The organism is Roseobacter sp. HKCC-CH-9208 (assembly GCF_037805125.1).
In the GTDB taxonomy this organism is placed as follows: Bacteria; Pseudomonadota; Alphaproteobacteria; order Rhodobacterales; family Rhodobacteraceae; genus M30B80.
Map to the genome: position 1 here is coordinate 1,509,116 of NZ_JBBLYK010000001.1, position 17,559 is coordinate 1,526,674.

Annotated in this window: 21 protein-coding genes and 1 pseudogene; 15 read left to right on the forward strand and 7 right to left on the reverse strand. The window is 55.7% G+C overall.

Features of this window, described 5'->3' with window-relative positions:
• Positions 1 to 14: 14 nt before the first annotated feature.
• From AAC621_RS07540 to recO, 7 genes are all read left to right on the forward strand, one after another.
• Complete coding sequence (locus tag AAC621_RS07540; RefSeq protein ID WP_340253921.1) at positions 15 to 758, forward strand: pyridoxine 5'-phosphate synthase; 744 nt, start codon at positions 15 to 17, stop codon at positions 756 to 758.
• The gene (acpS, locus tag AAC621_RS07545) at positions 755 to 1,207 is read left to right on the forward strand and encodes a holo-ACP synthase (RefSeq protein ID WP_340253924.1); all 453 of its coding nucleotides are present in this window, start codon (positions 755 to 757) and stop codon (positions 1,205 to 1,207) included. The genes AAC621_RS07540 and acpS overlap by 4 nt, the downstream gene beginning before the upstream one ends.
• Before the next feature lie 126 nt (positions 1,208 to 1,333).
• Positions 1,334 to 2,122, forward strand: coding sequence for a signal peptidase I (gene lepB, locus AAC621_RS07550; protein WP_340253927.1), 789 nt, complete (start codon positions 1,334 to 1,336; stop codon positions 2,120 to 2,122).
• A complete protein-coding gene (rnc, locus tag AAC621_RS07555; protein WP_317657266.1) occupies positions 2,119 to 2,808 on the forward strand; it encodes a ribonuclease III in 690 nt (229 codons plus the stop codon). Before lepB ends, rnc begins: the two co-directional genes overlap by 4 nt.
• 63 nt (positions 2,809 to 2,871) lie before the next feature.
• Positions 2,872 to 3,783: a GTPase Era gene (era, locus tag AAC621_RS07560; protein ID WP_340253930.1), complete on the forward strand. Its 912-nt coding sequence runs from the start codon at positions 2,872 to 2,874 to the stop codon at positions 3,781 to 3,783.
• Complete coding sequence (locus AAC621_RS07565) at positions 3,780 to 4,112, forward strand: DUF1491 family protein (protein ID WP_340253933.1); 333 nt, start codon at positions 3,780 to 3,782, stop codon at positions 4,110 to 4,112. Before era ends, AAC621_RS07565 begins: the two co-directional genes overlap by 4 nt.
• Positions 4,113 to 4,134: 22 nt before the next feature.
• A complete protein-coding gene (recO, locus tag AAC621_RS07570; protein ID WP_340253936.1) occupies positions 4,135 to 4,857 on the forward strand; it encodes a DNA repair protein RecO in 723 nt (240 codons plus the stop codon).
• Here recO and AAC621_RS07575 read toward each other — a convergent pair.
• Genes AAC621_RS07575 through AAC621_RS07585 form a run of 3 tightly spaced genes read right to left on the reverse strand, consistent with a single transcriptional unit; the run spans position 4,848 to position 7,080 of the window.
• Positions 4,848 to 5,210 carry an META domain-containing protein gene (locus tag AAC621_RS07575; RefSeq protein ID WP_340253939.1) on the reverse strand — a complete coding sequence of 121 codons (363 nt, stop codon included), beginning with the start codon at positions 5,208 to 5,210 and terminating at the stop codon, positions 4,848 to 4,850. The genes recO and AAC621_RS07575 overlap by 10 nt on opposite strands.
• A gap of 2 nt (positions 5,211 to 5,212) precedes the next feature.
• Entirely contained in the window at positions 5,213 to 6,895 is a 1,683-nt protein-coding gene (locus AAC621_RS07580; RefSeq protein WP_340253942.1) for an acyl-CoA dehydrogenase family protein, read from the reverse strand.
• Positions 6,874 to 7,080: a hypothetical protein gene (locus AAC621_RS07585; RefSeq protein WP_340253945.1), complete on the reverse strand. Its 207-nt coding sequence runs from the start codon at positions 7,078 to 7,080 to the stop codon at positions 6,874 to 6,876. Before AAC621_RS07585 ends, AAC621_RS07580 begins: the two co-directional genes overlap by 22 nt.
• Between AAC621_RS07585 and AAC621_RS07590 the strand changes: the two genes are divergently transcribed.
• The gene (locus AAC621_RS07590) at positions 7,079 to 7,849 is read left to right on the forward strand and encodes a sulfite exporter TauE/SafE family protein (RefSeq protein WP_340253948.1); all 771 of its coding nucleotides are present in this window, start codon (positions 7,079 to 7,081) and stop codon (positions 7,847 to 7,849) included. The two genes, AAC621_RS07585 and AAC621_RS07590, sit on opposite strands and share 2 nt — an antisense overlap.
• A 58-nt stretch (positions 7,850 to 7,907) precedes the next feature.
• Here the strand turns inward: AAC621_RS07590 and AAC621_RS07595 are convergent, their stop codons facing one another.
• Positions 7,908 to 9,506, reverse strand: a complete 1,599-nt coding sequence (locus AAC621_RS07595; RefSeq protein ID WP_340253951.1) for a phosphoenolpyruvate carboxykinase — start codon at positions 9,504 to 9,506, stop codon at positions 7,908 to 7,910.
• Between the two features lie 254 nt (positions 9,507 to 9,760).
• Here AAC621_RS07595 and AAC621_RS07600 point away from each other — a divergent pair.
• The 6 genes and pseudogenes from AAC621_RS07600 to AAC621_RS07625 form a co-directional block, all read left to right on the forward strand.
• Positions 9,761 to 10,666 (forward strand): annotated as a pseudogene (locus AAC621_RS07600) (sensor histidine kinase); the annotation flags it as partial.
• 3 nt (positions 10,667 to 10,669) lie between these two features.
• Positions 10,670 to 11,161, forward strand: a complete 492-nt coding sequence (locus AAC621_RS07605) for an HPr kinase/phosphorylase (RefSeq protein WP_340253953.1) — start codon at positions 10,670 to 10,672, stop codon at positions 11,159 to 11,161.
• Positions 11,162 to 11,239: 78 nt separating this feature from the next.
• Positions 11,240 to 12,169, forward strand: a complete 930-nt coding sequence (rapZ, locus tag AAC621_RS07610; RefSeq protein ID WP_340253956.1) for an RNase adapter RapZ — start codon at positions 11,240 to 11,242, stop codon at positions 12,167 to 12,169.
• 20 nt (positions 12,170 to 12,189) lie between these two features.
• A complete protein-coding gene (locus AAC621_RS07615) occupies positions 12,190 to 12,582 on the forward strand; it encodes a PTS sugar transporter subunit IIA (RefSeq protein WP_317657278.1) in 393 nt (130 codons plus the stop codon).
• Complete coding sequence (locus AAC621_RS07620; RefSeq protein ID WP_340253959.1) at positions 12,579 to 12,857, forward strand: HPr family phosphocarrier protein; 279 nt, start codon at positions 12,579 to 12,581, stop codon at positions 12,855 to 12,857. The genes AAC621_RS07615 and AAC621_RS07620 overlap by 4 nt, the downstream gene beginning before the upstream one ends.
• Positions 12,858 to 12,934: 77 nt before the next feature.
• Entirely contained in the window at positions 12,935 to 13,813 is an 879-nt protein-coding gene (locus AAC621_RS07625) for a lysophospholipid acyltransferase family protein (RefSeq protein WP_340256400.1), read from the forward strand.
• Here AAC621_RS07625 and AAC621_RS07630 read toward each other — a convergent pair.
• Complete coding sequence (locus AAC621_RS07630; RefSeq protein ID WP_340253962.1) at positions 13,810 to 14,685, reverse strand: 3-hydroxybutyryl-CoA dehydrogenase; 876 nt, start codon at positions 14,683 to 14,685, stop codon at positions 13,810 to 13,812. The genes AAC621_RS07625 and AAC621_RS07630 overlap by 4 nt on opposite strands.
• 233 nt (positions 14,686 to 14,918) lie before the next feature.
• Here AAC621_RS07630 and AAC621_RS07635 point away from each other — a divergent pair, with 233 nt between their 5' ends.
• Positions 14,919 to 15,743 (forward strand): DUF6473 family protein, encoded by an 825-nt coding sequence (locus tag AAC621_RS07635; protein ID WP_340253965.1) that lies wholly within the window; start codon positions 14,919 to 14,921, stop codon positions 15,741 to 15,743.
• Positions 15,744 to 15,804: 61 nt separating this feature from the next.
• Here the strand turns inward: AAC621_RS07635 and AAC621_RS07640 are convergent, their stop codons facing one another.
• Positions 15,805 to 16,731, reverse strand: a complete 927-nt coding sequence (locus AAC621_RS07640; RefSeq protein WP_340253967.1) for an electron transfer flavoprotein subunit alpha/FixB family protein — start codon at positions 16,729 to 16,731, stop codon at positions 15,805 to 15,807.
• A complete protein-coding gene (locus tag AAC621_RS07645) occupies positions 16,731 to 17,492 on the reverse strand; it encodes an electron transfer flavoprotein subunit beta/FixA family protein (protein WP_340253970.1) in 762 nt (253 codons plus the stop codon). The genes AAC621_RS07640 and AAC621_RS07645 overlap by 1 nt, the downstream gene beginning before the upstream one ends.
• Positions 17,493 to 17,559 lie beyond the last annotated feature (67 nt).

Sequence of the window (17,559 nt, forward strand, 5' to 3'; positions counted from 1 at the left end):
GTGGGAGGCACCAGATGACCCGCGATCTTAGGCTGGGGGTCAATATTGACCATGTCGCAACATTGCGAAACGCGCGCGGTGGTGCGCTTCCTGATCCTGCGCGGGCTGCCCTCTTGGCCGAAGCGGCGGGGGCTGATGGCATCACGGCGCATTTGCGCGAAGACCGCCGTCACATTCGGGACGAAGATATCGCGGGGCTGATGGCGGCGATTAAAACCCCGCTCAATTTCGAGATGGCCGCCACCGCGGAGATGCAAAGAATCGCCCTGTCTCATCGCCCGCATGCCGCCTGTATCGTTCCTGAGCGGCGCGAAGAACGCACCACCGAAGGTGGCCTTGATGTGGCAGGGGACGAGGCGCGCCTTGCGGAATTCATTGCGCCTTTGCGCGATGCCGGCATCCGTGTGTCGATGTTCATCGCCGCAGACCCGCTGCAAATCGCGGCGGCCGCGCGCATTGGGGCGCCTGTTATTGAACTGCATACGGGGGCCTATTGCGATTACCATGCCGAGGGTGAGATGGAGGCCCACAAAGCCGAACTTTCTCGCTTGATTGCAGGTGCAAAACAGGCGGCTGATCTGGGCCTTGAGGTGCATATGGGGCACGGATTGAATTATGAGACAGTCACCCCGATTGCGGCCATCAAAGAGGTGCGCGAATTGAATATTGGTCATTTCTTGATCGGCGAAGCGGTGTTTACAGGGTTGTCTGCGGCCATCGGTGAAATGCGCCGCCTGATGGAGGAGGCCCGCGCGTGATTTTGGGGATCGGAACGGATCTGGCAAATATCGAACGCATCCAACGTGCGCTTGATCGGTTTGGTGATCGGTTCCGCAACCGCGTGTTCACCGAACATGAACAAAAACGTGCCGAACGCATGCAAAACCCTGCTGCGGTTTACGCCAAAAGATGGGCCGCCAAAGAGGCCTGTTCCAAGGCACTGGGAACGGGGCTGCGCATGGGGATTGCGTGGCGCGATATGTCGGTGACGAATTTGGAAACGGGCCAGCCCGTGATGCACGTCACAGGATGGGCGCAAGAGCGGCTCAACGAAATGATCCCAGAAGGGTATGATGCCGTTATCCACGTTACATTGACCGATGATCACCCATGGGCGCAGGCATTCGTTGTGATCGAGGCGCTGCCTGATGAGATATCTGCGCAACTTCCCGCTATGCCAACCCAGCCAAACGGTTCGCTTGCTTGACAGCAGGGCGCGCGCAGCCCATGAGGGGCATGGGTCGGTTGACGTTTTGGCAATCCTGCCGCGATGCGACACAAGGGTGCCACAGGCGAAGGCCACCGCGATTTTTTAGCGGATGGGGCGAAACGCATGGCAAGCTATAAGGCAAAAAAAGAGGGAATTGGTGAGACGATCAAAACGATTGTCTACGCGCTGTTGATTGCGGGTGTGTTTCGCACCTTGTTCTTTCAGCCATTTTGGATCCCGTCAGGCTCGATGAAAGACACGTTGCTGATCGGTGATTTCCTGTTTGTGAATAAAATGGCCTATGGCTATTCGCGTCACAGCTGCCCTTTCTCGATGTGTCCCTTCCCGGGCCGCATCTTCGAGACATTGCCCGAGCGTGGTGATATCGCCGTCTTCCGCCATCCCACCAATGACGCAGATTTTATCAAGCGTGTTATTGGTCTGCCCGGGGATGTGATCCAAGTTCAAGACGGCCAGTTGATCATCAATGGCACGCCCGTCCCACAAGAGCCAACAGCACCTTTCGTTGAGGCGTTCGAGCCACAAGGCCCGTTGGGCCACCTGCCGCGCTGTTCCAATGCGCCTGTTGGGGCGGGTGGGATCTGCGAAAAAGACCGCGCGATTGAAACGCTTCCCAATGGGGTATCGCATGCGGTGTTAAATATTGATGACCGCTCCTTCGCGGACAACACCCCCGAATTTACCGTGCCCGAAGGCCATGTCTTCGTGATGGGCGACAATCGTGACAACTCTCAAGATAGCCGTTTCCCACGTTCTATTGGCGGGGTTGGATTCGTGCCTGTTGAAAATCTTTTGGGTCGCGCAGATCGGGTGATCTTTTCCTCTGCAGGGAATCGCATGGTCTATTTCTGGACATGGCGCAGTGATCGGTTTTTTAGAGCATTACAGTGAAATTATCGCGTGAGATTGACGAGTTTTGCGCCCGTTTAGGGCATAGCTTTTCCCGCCCCGAATTGATTTTGCGGGCTTTGACGCATTCTTCGCTCTCCTCTCCGACCCGTGCGGATAATCAACGCTTGGAATTCTTGGGAGATCGCGTTTTGGGATTGGTCATTGCTGAGCTGTTGCTCGAACAGGATCAAGACGCGCCAGAGGGGCAATTGGCCCCCCGTTTTAACGCACTTGTGCGCAAGGAAACCTGTGCCGAAGTCGCGCGCAGCGTAGATTTGGGCGCGGTGTTGAAATTGGGCAAATCCGAAATGATGACGGGAGGGCGCCGCAAAGATGCCCTTTTGGGCGATGCGATGGAGGCTGTGATTGCCGCCGTCTATTTGGATGCAGGCTATGACGCGGTGCGTGGGCTGATCCGTCGTCTTTGGGCGGGCAAGGCCGATACAGTGGCCGATGACGCCCGCGATGCGAAAACCGCCTTGCAGGAATGGGCGCAGGCCAAGGGCAAAGGCTTGCCTCGCTATGCCGAGCTAAGCCGTGAGGGGCCAGATCATGCCCCCACCTTCACCATCGAAGTTACGCTCAGTTCGGGCGAGGCCGCGCAGGCCAGTGCCAAAGCCAAGCGTCATGCCGAACAAGAAGCCGCAAAAAAATTGCTTGCCGCCCTAGAGGGTGGTTCCGCTTAATGCGTCTGGCGCTAGGGCTGATTTCCCGCTATGCCCAAAGATCGTTGAAAAAAGGAACTGCCCATGACCAGCCGCGCTGGATTTGTTGCCCTTATTGGTGAGCCGAACGCAGGTAAATCTACCTTGCTTAATCATATGGTCGGGGCAAAAGTTTCAATTGTGACCCATAAGGTGCAGACCACCCGCGCACGTATTCGTGGTGTGGTGCTTGAGGGAGAAAGCCAGATTGTTTTTGTCGACACGCCTGGTCTGTTTCGGCCGCGCCGCCGTTTGGATCGGGCGATGGTCGCGGCCGCTTGGACAGGGGCCGCAGATGCGGATGTGGTTGTCCTGCTCATCGAGGCCCATCGTGGATTGACCGAAGGGGTCAGGGAAATCTTGAGCGGTTTGCTTGAAAAGGCCTCGGGTCGGAAGATCGCTTTGGCGATAAACAAAATCGACCGCGTTGAGGCCCCTCAGTTGTTGAAGCTGACCGAAGAGGCCAACGCGGCTTTTCCATTTGTGAAAACCTTTATGATCTCAGCAGAGCGCGGCCATGGTGTGGGCGATTTGCGCGAATGGTTGGCGCAAGAGATGCCAGAGGGGCCGTGGCTTTACCCTGAGGATCAGATTGCGGATTTGCCAATGCGCATGATCGCTGCGGAAATGACCCGTGAAAAGCTAACACTGCGCCTGCATCAAGAATTGCCCTATCAATTGACGGTGGAAACCGAGAGTTGGCAGGAACGCGATGATGGCAGCGCGCGCATTGATCAAGTGATTTACGTCAACCGTGACGGACATAAGGGCATTTTGTTGGGCCATCGGGGCGAAACAATTAAGGCTGTTTCGCGCGCCGCGCGCGAAGAATTGGCCGAGTTTCTTGGCCGCAAAGTGCATCTATTTTTGCAGGTTAAAGTGCGCCCGAATTGGCTCGAAGAATCTGAGCGCTACTCAGAAATGGGCCTCGATTTTAAGGACGGGAACACCAAGTGACCCCCCGTCTGCGCGCAGAGTTTTGGGTTCAGGCCTATCTGCGGCGGCTGTCTTTGTCCGAGATCCCCGCCTTTGTCGTGGCGCGGGGTGACAGCGATGCGGGTGCGGTCTTGGTTAAGCTGTCCTTGCTTGATGGCACTGCCTCCTTGTTTCATCGTGGGTTTGATCTAGAGACTGGTGCGCGGGTCTGGGATGTGCTGACGCAAGGGCCAGAGGCCGAGGTGGATGCAGCCATCGCCAAACAGCGCGAATTTGACCCTGATCTTTGGGTGATTGAGGTGGAAGATCGTGCGGGTCGGCATATGCTAGATCAAGAGGGATTGCTTTAGCCTCAGCAAAGGGTCTGATCTGATGGAATGGCACGCAGAAGGTGTATTGCTCGCGGCGCGGCGTCATGGGGAATCTGCCGCCATCCTTGAAATTTTCACGGCAGAGCAGGGCCGTTTCGTGGGCGTTTTGCGGGGTGGCGCCTCTCGCAAAATGGCCGCCCATTTGCAAGTTGGAACGCAGCTTCAGGCGACATGGCGCGCGCGCCTCGCGGATCATATGGGCGCCTTCACAATCGAGCCTTTGATCGCGCGCGCGGCCCCTGTGATGAGCGACCCTGTGCAGCTTGCAGGGCTCAACGCGGTTTGCGCACTTTTGTCTTTTGCCCTGCCTGAACGCAGCGCTTACCCCGCGCTTTATGCCCATAGCCTTGCACTGCTGGATGGGCTTGGTGCGGATCATTGGCTCGATGCCTATGTGCAATGGGAATTGGCGCTGTTGTCTGAGTTGGGCTTTGGCCTTGATCTAAGCCACTGCGCCCGCACAGGTGTGTCGCAGGATTTGGCCTATGTGTCGCCGCGCACAGGGCGCGCTGTGGCGCGCGATGCGGCGGGTGAATGGGCAGATCGCCTTTTGCCCTTGCCGCGTTTTTTGCAGGGGGTTGGCCCCGCTGATCACGCTGAACTGCAAGCAGGCTTGCGCCTGACAGGGCATTTCTTGGCCAATCATTTGGCCCCCAGTTTGGGGGATCGCCCACTTCCCGCCGCGCGTGGGCGCTTAGTGGATATCCTCAACCGTCAAGGTTGAGGGCTGAAAACGAGGGCTGCGCCCTCAGCACTGCGCAGAACCAATTGCCCATCCTTCACAGACGTGCTGCGGGTCGCCTCAAGGGCGCTGAAATAGGCGAATTCTTGGTCGAGATTGGGGCAGGCCATCAGCGTAGCGCCAATTAGGCCTGACCTAAGGCCAGTATCCACCACTTCGAACCGACCAAAATAACGGTTGCAGGGGCCTTGACCGTAAAAGTTAAATTCTGCGTCCACCTCCAAGGTTATGCTTGGATCAGACTGCAAGACCCATGCCCCGACAGGGGGCATAGGCGTGTCTTCATTGCAGGCGGCAAGTGCCAGAAGGGCGGGCCATGCCCTCAAGGCGCGCATGATTAGCCCAGTAGGCGGCGCGCAATCACCTGAGCTTGGATCTCTGCCGCGCCTTCAAAGATGTTAAGGATACGGGCATCGCACAAAATACGGCTGATTTTATATTCAAGCGCAAACCCATTGCCGCCATGAATTTGCAATCCGTTATCCGCGGCGGCCCATGCCACCCGTGCGCCAAGCAATTTGGCCATTCCTGCCTCAAGGTCGCAACGGCGGTCATTGTCTTTTTCGCGAGCGGAGAAATAGGTCAGTTGCCGCGCAATCATGATTTCTACGGCCATCATGGCCAATTTTGAGGCAACACGCGGGAATTCGATTAGGGATTTGCCGAATTGTTTGCGATCTTGGGCATATTGCATCGAAACATCCAAGGCGGATTGTGCCACGCCGATGGCGCGGGCAGCGGTTTGGATGCGCGCGCTTTCAAAAGTTTGCATCAGTTGCTTGAAGCCTTGCCCCTCTTGGCCGCCCAAAAGGTTCTCGCCCTTCACCTCGAAATTGTCGAAGCCAAGTTCATATTCTTTCATGCCGCGATAACCCAAGACCTCGATCTCGCCGCCGGTCATACCTGCGGTGGGGAAGGGGTTTTCGTCATCGCCCGGTGTCTTTTCGGCCAAGAACATTGACAGACCACGGTAATCGGTGGTCGTGGGGTCAGTACGGGCCAAGAGGGTCATGACATGGGTGCGTGACGCGTGCGTGATCCATGTCTTGTTACCCGTGATGCGGTAATTGCCCGCCTTATCCTTGACCGCGCGGGTGCGCAGGCTGCCCAAGTCTGAGCCAGTGTTGGGTTCGGTGAACACGGCTGTTGGCAGCTTCTCGGCGCTTGCCAAGGCGGGCAGCCATTTTTTCTTTTGCTCATCCGTTCCCCCAGCAAGGATCAACTCAGCTGCGATTTCTGAACGCGTTGCAAGGGACCCCACACCAATATATCCGCGGCTAAGTTCTTCCGAGACGACACACATCGCCGCTTTGGACAGGCCAAAGCCACCATACTCCTCTGGAATGGTGAGGCCGAACACGCCCATCTCTGCCAGCTCTTCGATCACCGAGAGGGGGATCAGTTCGTCTTTCAGATGCCAGTCATGTGCGAAAGGCTCGACCTTTTCCAGCGCATAGCGGCGGAATTGTTCGCGGATCATTTCCAATTCATCTTCAAGGCCTGAGGCGCCAACAGTGATTTCTGCGGCGCGCTCCTGCATCAACTCAACAAGGCGCAAACGGGCCGCTTGGGTGTTGCCGCGTATGACCAATGTGGCGATTGCATCCGTTTTCAGAAGATTTGCATCTGTGTTCCCAAGCCCAAGTTCAGGCAGGCGCAGCACTTCGCCTTGGTTCATGGCAATCCCGCCCTGAAGTTGGGCCAGATATTCGCCAAAAGCAATTTGCAAGATTAATTGTTCAATATCACCAAACTTGCCCTCACTGCCCAAGAGTTCGGCCCATGTTTGCATCTGGCGCAGTGCCTCAACATAGGTGGCAAGCCAGGCCAGACCATGGGCAGCAGTCTGTTCCGCCTCAATCGCCGCGCCCGAGATTTTCCCGTCCACTGTCACCAAATCGCGCACGGCGTCTTTGGCACGGGCCAAAACCGCCTCGACTGGGGGCAGGGCCTCTGCCGTCAAAGCGGTGAGATTGGCCAAGATCACAGGGGCAGCGGTCATTTCGGCGTCACGGGGCATAGCGTCTCTCCAAATTGAGGGTGCGCAAGGGCAAGCTTATCTTTCGATTCTGCACCTGCTTCTAAATCATTTTGCAGGCGCAGCGCAACATTAATTCGAAAAAATGCACCGAAAAGAATTAAAATGTCGCGCTTGTTTTGGTGTTGGATGTGCGCAATACCCTGACCAAGGCAGGGAGCAGCCATGACAGATTTCTTACACCTTATGCCATATTGGGCTTTCGCCCTCGCCCTTGGCGTGACTTTCGCAGCGGGTTTCGTGAAAGGTGCGGTTGGCTTTGCCATGCCCTTGATCATGATTTCGGGTCTGTCGATGTTTCTAGAGCCGCAATTGGCGATTGCAGGCATCATTTTCCCGATCGTCCTTTCCAACGGATTGCAGGTGGCCCGTTATGGCTGGGCTGAGGCCAAAACGGCGTTCGCGGAATATTGGCGGTATATCCTGATCGTCTGTGTGATGATCATTATCGTTGCGCAATTTGTGACCGTCATACCAAACCGAACGATGTATCTGATCCTTGGTTTGCCTGTGGTGGTGTTAACCCTGATCCAGTTGATGGGCATCAAATTTCACATTCCACCGCAGCACCGCCGCAAGGCGGAATGGGGTGTCGGCACTTTGGCGGGGGCTTTGGGGGGGCTGACAGGCACATGGGGGCCGCCCACGGTTCTTTATCTCATTGCTCTTGATACCCCAAAGGCCCGCCAGATGTTGGTGCAGGGTGTGGTCTATGGTCTGGGGTCGGTCAGCCTGTTGACGGGGCATCTTTCCTCAGGGGTGCTGAACCTTTCCACGGCACCGTTTTCGGTGGCGCTGCTCATCCCTGCCTTTCTGGGCATGCAGGTGGGGTTTAAGCTGTCTGATCGGCTTGATCCCGTCAAATTTCGTAAGATCACTTTGATCGTTCTACTGGTGGCAGGGGCCAATTTGGTGCGCCGCGGTCTGATGGGCTGATGAAAAAACCGCCCCTGTGTCGGGGGCGGTTTTCGAAGCCTTGCTCTTGTGATGAGGTTTAGCTGATCGCGGCTGCCTTTACGTCTTCGTCTATGTAGGGCACATATTGCGCAAAGTTATCTGCGAACATCCCAACCAATTTTGCGGCCTGCGCATCATAGGCTGCGGCATCTGACCATGTGCTGCGTGGATCAAGCAAGGCATCATCCACCCCTTTAAGGCCGACAGGCACTTCGAACCCGAAATTAGGGTCTTTGCGGAATTGGCCTTGATTGAGTGACCCATCCAGTGCCGCGGTCAAAAGGGCGCGGGTTGCTTTAATGGGCATGCGCGACCCTGTGCCATAGGCCCCGCCCGTCCAGCCCGTGTTCACAAGCCAGCAGGTCGACCCGTAAACAGCGATTTTTTCGCGCAGAAGGTTGCCATAGGCCTCAGGGCGGCGCGGCATAAAGGGGGCGCCAAAACAGGTTGAGAAGGTTGGTTCTGGCTCGGTCACGCCGCGCTCTGTGCCGGCAACCTTAGAGGTGAAACCTGACAGGAAATGATACATCGCCTGCGCAGGGGTCAGGCGCGCAATCGGAGGTAAAACACCAAAAGCATCACAGGTCAGCATGATGATATTTTTCGGATGCCCGCCAAGCCCTGTGTCGGATGCGTTTGAGATCTGCTCCAACGGATAGGCGCAGCGGGTGTTTGCCGTCAGGCTTGCATCGTCAAAATCAAGCTCGAGCGTTTCTTCGTCATAGACCATATTTTCGATCACAGTGCCGAAACTATGGGTCGTGGCGTAGATTTCTGGTTCTGCCTCTTTGCGCAGGTTGATGGTCTTGGCGTAACAGCCACCCTCAAAATTGAAGATGCCATTTTCTGACCATCCATGCTCATCATCACCAATCAACACGCGAACAGGATCAGCGGAAAGCGTGGTTTTTCCTGTGCCAGAAAGACCAAAGAACACCGCGCTATCATCAGGGTTACCCGTGGCGTGATTGGCCGAGCAATGCATCGGCATGACGCCCTTCTCAGGCAAGAGATAGTTCAACAAGGTGAAAACCGATTTCTTGTTTTCGCCCGCATATTCGGTGCCACCGATCAAGATCAGTTTTTTGTCAAAATTCAGTACGATCACTGTATCCGTGCGGCAGCCATGTTTCGCAGGATCCGCCTTAAAGCTGGGGCAATTGACGATTGTGAATTCGGGCACAAAGCTGTCCAGTTCTGTGCGCGATGGGCGGCGCAGCAGGTGACGGATGAACAGGTTGTGCCATGCCAACTCCGAGATCACGCGCACATCAAGGCGGTGGTCTGCATCCGCGCCAGCGTAGAGATCTTGCACGAAATATTCGCCGCCTTTCATATGCGCGACCATGTCGGAATAGAGGCGATCGAAGGCATCCATTTCCATGCGGGCGTTGTTGTCCCACCAGATATGCGGCTCGACCGAAGGGGTTGCGACAACAAATTTATCTTTAGGAGAGCGGCCCGTATATTTCCCCGTGCTGACCAACAGAGTGCCGCCGTTGCCAAGGCGACCCTCATTGCGGGTCAAAGCGGCTTGGATCAGTGCAGGTTCAAGCAGGTTATAGTGAACCTGGCCCAGATCCGAAATGCCTTGATGCTCCAGCCGATGGGCGGGGTTCACGCGTCCTGTGCTCATGTTCTCTTGTGCTCCTGTGCCGATGCTGCCCGGCAGTGATGAAAATCAACGCGGGAACAGAGCTGCACTCAACCCCGCGTGAGCCCCGTATAACATGACGGTTTTATTACTGAACAGGACGCATCCGCACAGTTAGCGCAACCATTTCCCCGATTGGACAAATTTTGTCGAACTCGCCCGATTTGTTGAGGCGCTAACGGTTCGTTCACAAGCAGATGCCACATTCTGGCCGCAGAAAAACCGTGATTCGAAATATTTCGATTGTTTTGTCGCTTGTCTTGGCCTCAACCATTGCCAACCCTCTGTCCGATTTGGCCGATGCCGCCGAACTGGGCCGCGATAAAAATGCCCGCAAGCTTAGCCTCACCCGTGTCCGCATCCCTGATCTTACGGGGCGACTAGATGAAATAGGCCGTCTCTCTGCGGCCCTGCGTGGCATGGTGGGCGCGCTCTATGATCGGATTGAATCAAACGAGCAGTTTGCCGCAGATGTCAGCTATGAGATCAAAAACCCATTGGCCAGTTTGCAGTCAGCGGTCAGCACTTTGCAGCGCGCCAATACGGATGATCAGCGCAGCAGGCTCTATGAGGTGATCACCCATGATGTGCAACGATTGGACAGGCTTGTGTCAGATATTTCGAATGCCTCGCGATTAGATGCTGATTTGGTCAAGGAGGAGGAAGAAGAATTCGATCTTCTGTGAACCTTGCGCAACATCTGCGACTATCACGCGGGCGAGGCGCGCGCGAAAGATGTGAGTTTGATCACGGATTTGCCAGATGCGCCCATCCTGATCACTGGGCTAGAGGGGCGTTTGGCGCAGGTCTTTGTCAACCTCTTGTCCAATGCCTTGTCTTTCTGCGATGCTGGGGATGCTGTCCGCATCTGGGCGCGCAAAAGAGAGGATCGCATTTTGGTGGTGGTAGAAGATACAGGGCCAGCCATCCCTGATGACGCGCTGACGAAAGTGTTCACCCGTTTCTATTCAGAGCGGCCCCAAGCACAATTTGGCAATCACTCGGGCCTCGGCCTTGCGATTTCCAAGCAGATTGTTGAGGCGCATGGTGGGGTAATTTGGACTGAAAATATTCGCCCCACTGAGGCTGATGTCACCTCCGACCCGCTTGGTGCGCGGTTCATCGTAGGCTTGCCGATTTAATCTATGGCTGAGGATCGTGGGGATTTCGCCAATGCGCTCGATTTGGCGCAGTTTGGCCATATGCACGATGCTGCGCTGCGTTTGCACGCCACGGCGGTGGCGTATGAAGGGCAGGGAGTGCTTATCTTGGGGGCATCTGGTGCAGGCAAATCCTTGCTTGCGCTTGATTTGATGGCGTTTGGTGCAGAGCTGATCTGTGATGACGCGATCCTGCTTGAGGCAGATGCCGAAGGTTTAACCTTGCGCGCGCCCCCTGAACGCCTGCCGATGATTGAGGCGCGGGGGATTGGGCTTTTGAATGCGGGTCCATTGGTGGATCAGGCGGGCCTTGCGCTTGTCTTACATCTGCAAGACATGCCGCAGCCACGCCTGCCTGCCACCCGCATGGCGATGTGGCGCGGGCATTTTGCGCGTCTTTTGAGCGTCAATGCGCGCGTCCCGCAGACCAGCGCGGTGGTTCACGCCCTGCGACATGGCTTCGCCCCGCTCGCGTAATCGCTTGGATCGCAGCCCATTTGCGCTACAGTTGTGAAAAAGCGCCAATGCCACCCGTTCTTAACAAGTGCCAAGCCGATGGATAGCGAAGATAAAACAGGCCACCCAAAACACAAGCGCCCCTCCGGAGATGACGAGGCGCAACGGGTGGTCTTTGTCACAGGGCCGTCTGGTGCGGGCCGCAGCAGCGCCATCCATACATTAGAGGATTTAGGATACGAGGCGATTGATAACCTGCCATTGTCGCTCTTACCCCGCCTCTTGGAAGGCCCACCTTTGACGCGGCCTCTGGCGCTGGGCACAGATCCACGAAACCGCGATTTCTCCGCACAGGCATTGATTGCTGCGGTCGATGGATTGGCCGCGCATGAGCAGGTTTTATCCGAACTGGTTTATCTCGACTGCGCCGATGATGTTCTTGTTCGCCGCTTTTCAGAGACGCGGCGGCGTCATCCAATGGCCCCCGCTGAGGATACACTGACAGGCATACGCCGTGAGAAGGAATTGCTTAGTCCCGTGCGCGCCCGCGCCACAAGCCTGATCGATACCAGCACCCTCAGCCCGCATGAGTTGCGCGAGGAGATTGCGCGCCATTTTAGCGCAACAACCCCGCATCGCTTGGCGCTGACGATCCAAAGCTTTTCTTACAAGCGCGGCTTGCCGACTGGCGCCGATATGGTGTTTGACTGTCGCTTTTTGGAAAATCCGTATTGGCACGATGATCTGCGCCGATCTGATGGGCGCGACCAAGCCGTGCGCGATTTCATTGCCAAAGATCCGCGGTTCGCGCCCTTCTCCACCCAAGTTTTGGGACTGATTGAAACGCTCCTTCCTGCTTATGTTGACGAAGGAAAAACGCATCTGACAGTTGCGTTTGGGTGCACGGGGGGGCAACACCGCTCTGTTGCAATGACGGAAATCATCGTAAGCCACCTTGCACAAGCGGGCTGGCAAGTGTCAAAACGTCATAGAGAATTGGAGCGGCGCGGCCTCATCGCCACGCCCTGAAATACAATAGGGTCTTGCGGGTGATAGGGATTGTTATCGTTGCACATGGTGGATTGGCCCGCGAATTGTTGGCCGCGACTGAACATGTGGTGGGGCCTGTTCACGCGGCCCGCGCGATCCCCATCGGCCCCGAAGATGATCGCGCCACCTGCCAACGTGATATTTCTGCCGCCGCAGATGCCGTGGATACAGGCTATGGTGTGGTTGTGGTTACCGATATGTATGGTGGTTCACCCTCGAACTTATCCTTGCCTGCGTGCCGCAGTGCCAACCGCAAAATTCTGACCGGTGTTAATCTGCCGATGCTGATCAAATTGGCCAAATCGCGCCATTTGCCCTTGGATCAAGCGGTGGCGCGCGCCACCGAGGCGGGGCGGCGCTATATCAACAGCTTTGATGGAACCCCTGAATGACTGAGACGGTACGCTGTGTTCTGAAAGTCGTGAATGAAAAAGGCCTACACGCGCGGGCCTCTGCGAAATTTGTTGAAACAGTCGAAAAATTCGATGCCGAAGCGACAGTGAGCAAAGATGGCATTTCTGCTTCGGGCGACTCGATTATGGGCCTTTTGATGCTTGCTGCCTCGATTGGCACTGAAATTGAGGTTGAAACAACTGGCACTCAAGCGCAATCTCTGGCAGAGGCGCTAACGGAGCTCGTCGCAGATAAATTTGGCGAAGGCCGTTAAGGTCCGTTTGCGACAAGCGGCTGGAGGGGACAGACTGCGTGACTGAGACGACAGAAACAAAATCTGGCGCAGCGCCCATTGTGGCGGCCAAAGTGCCGCAAGGCCCCGTCTATGATCGGCGCAGCTTGACCTACTCCAACACATTCGACAGCCCCGTCACACGCACGATTATTCGCGCGATAGAATGGATGACGGGCAAGATCACGATTATCCGCCGCGTGCGTGCATTTGAAAAACTTGGTGCCCCGAAAGGGCAGGAGTTTTGGCCTGCTACGATGAAGGTCATGGGCATTGATTTGCTGACCCCAGAGGCACAGCTTGACCGTATTCCCGCAACAGGGCCCGTGGTGTTGGTGGCCAATCATCCGCATGGTTTGGTGGATGGCATGATCTTGGCTGATCTGATCGGGCGCAAAAGGCCAGATTACCGCATTTTGACCCGCGCGCTCTTGACTGGAATTGATGAAAGCGCGGCTCAATACATGATCCCCGTGCCGTTTCCCCATGAATTCGAGGCCCAGCGCAAAATGGTTGAAATGCGCGACAAAGCGATGAGTCATCTCAAGGCGGGCGGGTTGATTGCGCTTTTCCCATCAGGGGTGGTCGCCGCCGCAAAAACCGCCTTCGGCCCTGCGGTTGAAGCGGAATGGAATGTGTTTACCGCAAAGATGATCCGCACATCGGGGGCAACAATTTTGCCGCTCAATTTCCCTGGATCAAATTCGCGGTGGTATCAAATTGCCAATCGGATTTCGCCCATTTTGCGGCAGGGTCTTTTGCTGCATGAGGTGGCCAATGCGTTTGATAAACCGCAGGCCCCTGTAATCGGGCACCCGATCCTACCAGAAGACTGGAAGGAGGCCAGCGCCTCCCCGCGTCAATTTATGGCTGATTTGAGGGCGCATGTTTTGTCTTTGAAAGACAACCCTGACGCGCGATTTATGTCTAGGCCCTAGCGGGTGGGCACGGGCACTTCGCCCCGATAATCGTAAAAGCCACGCTCGGTCTTGCGTCCCAGCCACCCTGCCTCGACATATTTGGTCAAAAGCGGGCAAGGCCGATATTTCGTATCGGCCAATCCATCATGTAAGACATTCATAATGGCAAGGCAGGTGTCCAAACCGATAAAATCCGCCAATTCAAGCGGCCCCATTGGATGATTGGCGCCAAGCTTCATCGACTCGTCAATTGATTGCACGCTGCCGACACCTTCATAGAGGGTATAAACCGCCTCGTTGATCATCGGCATCAGGATGCGATTAACGATGAACGCAGGAAAATCTTCTGCTGTGGCCGATGTTTTTCCAAGGCGATCCACGACCGCCTTACAGGCCGTAAAGGTTTCGTTATCTGTTGCGATGCCGCGGATCAGTTCAACCAACTGCATAACGGGCACAGGGTTCATAAAGTGGAACCCCATAAATTTCTCAGGCCGATCCGTGCGACTGGCCAAGCGCGTGATGGAGATAGAGGAGGTGTTGGATGTCAAAATAGTATGCGGCTGCAAATGTGGAAGCAGATCTTCGAAGATGGCTTGCTTCACAGTTTCGCGTTCAGTCGCGGCCTCGATGACGAGATCAGTTTTGCCTAAGTCAGAGAGGTGCAATGTCGTATGGATGCGCGCCAAGGCACTTGCCTTATCTGCGGCCGAGATTTTCTCGCGGCTTACTTGGCGCTCAAGGTTGCGGTCAATCAGCGCTACGCCCTTGTCCAACTGATCTTGGCTGACATCGTTCAGCCAGATTTCATAACCTGCCAAGGCGCAGACATGCGCGATGCCATTGCCCATCTGGCCTGCGCCTACGATGCCGATTTTGCTGATTTCCATCGCTGAACCTTTGTCTTGAAAACGCGTGGTCTTTGCATGCCGCACCATAAAAGGCGAAGCCCCAAAGACACAAGCCGTAACCGCGCAAAAGCGCTGCAGCAGTTGAGAACGCAAAGCTGCAGGATCATTCAAAAATCAACATAAAATCTCGTAAAATCTGATGGTTAGGGAATTCGTAAGAGGCTTTGGCCATTCTTTCCCTTGGGTGAGACGAATCAAGGTGGGAGCAGGCAATGAGCTTTGCCTTCAAGGGGCATGGCCCCCTCGATTATAAACTTGTGACCTATAAGGGGTCACCGATGCGGTTTCGTGGGCCGCAAATTGATCTAACCAAGCCGTTTTTGCTGTGTTTGGGCGGCTCTGAGACATTCGGCAAATTAGTGCCGCAGCCCTATCCTGACCGCTTGTCGGCGATGTTGGGGCGCCCCGTGGCGAATATGGCCGCAATGAATGCGGGGTTGGAATTGGCGCTTGGCGATGGGGCTATCGCCGATGCGATGAGTAGGGCCGAGGCGATTGTGTTGCAAATTACAGGTGCGCATCACCTGACCAACCGCTTTTATCAGGTGCATCAACGCCGCAATGATAGGTTCCTGCAACCCTCTGACATATTACGGGTAATCTATCGCGAGGTTGATTTCACGGATTTCCACTTGTCGCGCCATATGTTGGAACATCTTTTAACCTGTTCCGAAGATCGGTTTCAGATCGTTGTGGATGAATTAAAGATGGCTTGGATGGCGCGTATGCGCAGCCTTTTGAACCGCGCCATTTGCCCAGTTCGCTTGCTATGGATCGGGCATCGCCCTCCTGCGGAAACGGGCTATTGCCGTGAGTTGGGGTCAGACCCGCTTTTTGTCACCAAAGGAATGTTGGAAGAAATTGCTGCGCAAGCGGCCTCATTGACGATCTGCGTGACAACGCGTGAGGAACAACAAAAACCAACGCGGGGCATGTTCTTTGGATTGGGAGAGGAGAAAATAGCGCGCGCTTTGCTTGGGCCTGATATCCATGTCCGCGCGGCGCGTGACCTCTCAGAAAAAATCCTCAAGCTTTAGAAAAAACAAAACCCGCGCTACCAATTCGGGGCGCGGGTCTTTAGTGCCAAGTTTGATTGGATCAGAGCTTGCCTGTCAATTCAGGCACGACATCAAACAAATCCCCAACCAGCCCGTAATCCGCCACTTGGAAGATGGGGGCTTCTTCGTCTTTGTTGATTGCCACAATCACCTTGCTGTCTTTCATACCCGCAAGGTGCTGAATGGCACCTGAGATACCAACGGCAACATAGAGATCCGGCGCGACAACCTTACCTGTCTGGCCCACCTGCCAATCATTGGGGGCGTAGCCAGAATCGACCGCAGCACGGCTTGCGCCAACCGCAGCGCCCAGCTTGTCGGCCAGTCCTTCAATGAGGGCAAATTGTTCTTGGCTGCCAACGCCGCGGCCGCCCGAAACAACGATCCCTGCAGAGGTTAGTTCGGGACGATCCGAAGCAGCCACCTTATCCTCAACCCATTGGGACAGGCCTGTTGTGGCGGCTGTGCCAAGGGCCTCAACAGGGGCCGAGTTGCCAGTGGCGGCGGCATCGAACCCTGCGGTGCGGATGGTCATGACCTTCACGCTGTCGTTTGATTTTACCGTTTGAATGGCGTTGCCCGCGTAAATGGGACGCTCGAACGTGTCTGCATCCACAAGGCCCACAACTTCGGAAATGATCATCACGTCCAACAAAGCCGCCACACGGGGCAGCACGTTTTTTGCGTCCGAGGTCGCCGCAGCGGCAATATGGCTATAGCCGCCCGCCATCGACAAGATCAAATCTGCAACGGGTTCGGCCAACATGTGGCAAAAGCCGTGATCGCCCGCAAAGATTACTTTGGATGCGCCCGCAAGGGTTGCGGCCTCTGCAGCAGCGGCATCGCCACCTTCGCCTGCAACCAGAATATGAACATCGCCCAAGCCAGATACGGCTGTCAGGGCCTTGGACACCTGATCAACGGCAAGCTGGCCGTTGGTGACATCTGCAAGAAGAAGAACCGCCATCAGATTACCCCCGCTTCGTCTTTAAGTTTCGAGATAAGCTCTTCTACCGAAGCCACCTTGATGCCCGCTTTGCGGGTTTCTGGCTCGGTCGTTTTGATCACTGTCAAACGCGGGGTCACATCCACGCCGTAATCTGCCGCCGTTTTTTCATCGAGGGGCTTTTTCTTCGCCTTCATGATGTTTGGCAGCGACGCGTAACGCGGCTCGTTCAAGCGTAGGTCAACTGTGACGATTGCAGGCATTTTGACCGTAATTGTCTGCAAGCCGCCATCAACCTCGCGGGTCACGGTGGCGCTGTCGCCCTCGACCTCAAGGGCAGAGGCGAAGGTTGCTTGGCTCCACCCTAGAAGGGCGGCAAGCATCTGACCGGTTGCGTTCATGTCATTGTCGATGGCCTGCTTGCCTGCAATCACAAGGCTTGGGCCCTCGTCCGCAATCACAGCCTTCAGGATTTTGGCAACGGCCAGAGGCTCGATATCCTGATGCACATCATCGGCGGCTTCTACAAGGATCGCGCGATCTGCCCCCATAGCCAAAGCGGTGCGCAATGTGTCTTGCGCCTGTTTGACGCCGATGGACACAACCACCACTTCCTCAGCCTTGCCCGCTTCTTTCAGGCGGATTGCCTGTTCCACGGCAATCTCGTCAAACGGGTTCATCGACATTTTCACATTGGCGAGATCAACACCCGAGCCATCCGCTTTGACACGAACTTTTACGTTATAGTCGATCACGCGCTTGACCGGCACCAGAATTTTCATCCGCACGTTCTCCAGTTAAAGCATTTCGATCACGCGCCGCGGCGCGATTATTCAGACGCTGTTGTAA

Excerpts from the sequence above, each read along its gene's own strand:
- AAC621_RS07540 (WP_340253921.1), top strand. The coding sequence starts at position 15 with ATGACCCGCGATCTTAGGCTGGGGGTCAATATTGACCATGTCGCAACA.
- lepB (WP_340253927.1), top strand. The coding sequence starts at position 1,334 with ATGGCAAGCTATAAGGCAAAAAAAGAGGGAATTGGTGAGACGATCAAA.
- era (WP_340253930.1), top strand. The coding sequence starts at position 2,872 with ATGACCAGCCGCGCTGGATTTGTTGCCCTTATTGGTGAGCCGAACGCA.
- recO (WP_340253936.1), top strand. The coding sequence starts at position 4,135 with ATGGAATGGCACGCAGAAGGTGTATTGCTCGCGGCGCGGCGTCATGGG.
- AAC621_RS07575 (WP_340253939.1), bottom strand. The coding sequence starts at position 5,210 with ATGCGCGCCTTGAGGGCATGGCCCGCCCTTCTGGCACTTGCCGCCTGC.
- AAC621_RS07580 (WP_340253942.1), bottom strand. The coding sequence starts at position 6,895 with ATGCCCCGTGACGCCGAAATGACCGCTGCCCCTGTGATCTTGGCCAAT.
- AAC621_RS07590 (WP_340253948.1), top strand. The coding sequence starts at position 7,079 with ATGACAGATTTCTTACACCTTATGCCATATTGGGCTTTCGCCCTCGCC.
- AAC621_RS07585 (WP_340253945.1), bottom strand. The coding sequence starts at position 7,080 with ATGGCTGCTCCCTGCCTTGGTCAGGGTATTGCGCACATCCAACACCAA.
- AAC621_RS07595 (WP_340253951.1), bottom strand. The coding sequence starts at position 9,506 with ATGAGCACAGGACGCGTGAACCCCGCCCATCGGCTGGAGCATCAAGGC.
- AAC621_RS07605 (WP_340253953.1), top strand. The coding sequence starts at position 10,670 with ATGGCTGAGGATCGTGGGGATTTCGCCAATGCGCTCGATTTGGCGCAG.
- rapZ (WP_340253956.1), top strand. The coding sequence starts at position 11,240 with ATGGATAGCGAAGATAAAACAGGCCACCCAAAACACAAGCGCCCCTCC.
- AAC621_RS07620 (WP_340253959.1), top strand. The coding sequence starts at position 12,579 with ATGACTGAGACGGTACGCTGTGTTCTGAAAGTCGTGAATGAAAAAGGC.
- AAC621_RS07630 (WP_340253962.1), bottom strand. The coding sequence starts at position 14,685 with ATGGAAATCAGCAAAATCGGCATCGTAGGCGCAGGCCAGATGGGCAAT.
- AAC621_RS07635 (WP_340253965.1), top strand. The coding sequence starts at position 14,919 with ATGAGCTTTGCCTTCAAGGGGCATGGCCCCCTCGATTATAAACTTGTG.
- AAC621_RS07640 (WP_340253967.1), bottom strand. The coding sequence starts at position 16,731 with ATGGCGGTTCTTCTTCTTGCAGATGTCACCAACGGCCAGCTTGCCGTT.
- AAC621_RS07645 (WP_340253970.1), bottom strand. The coding sequence starts at position 17,492 with ATGAAAATTCTGGTGCCGGTCAAGCGCGTGATCGACTATAACGTAAAA.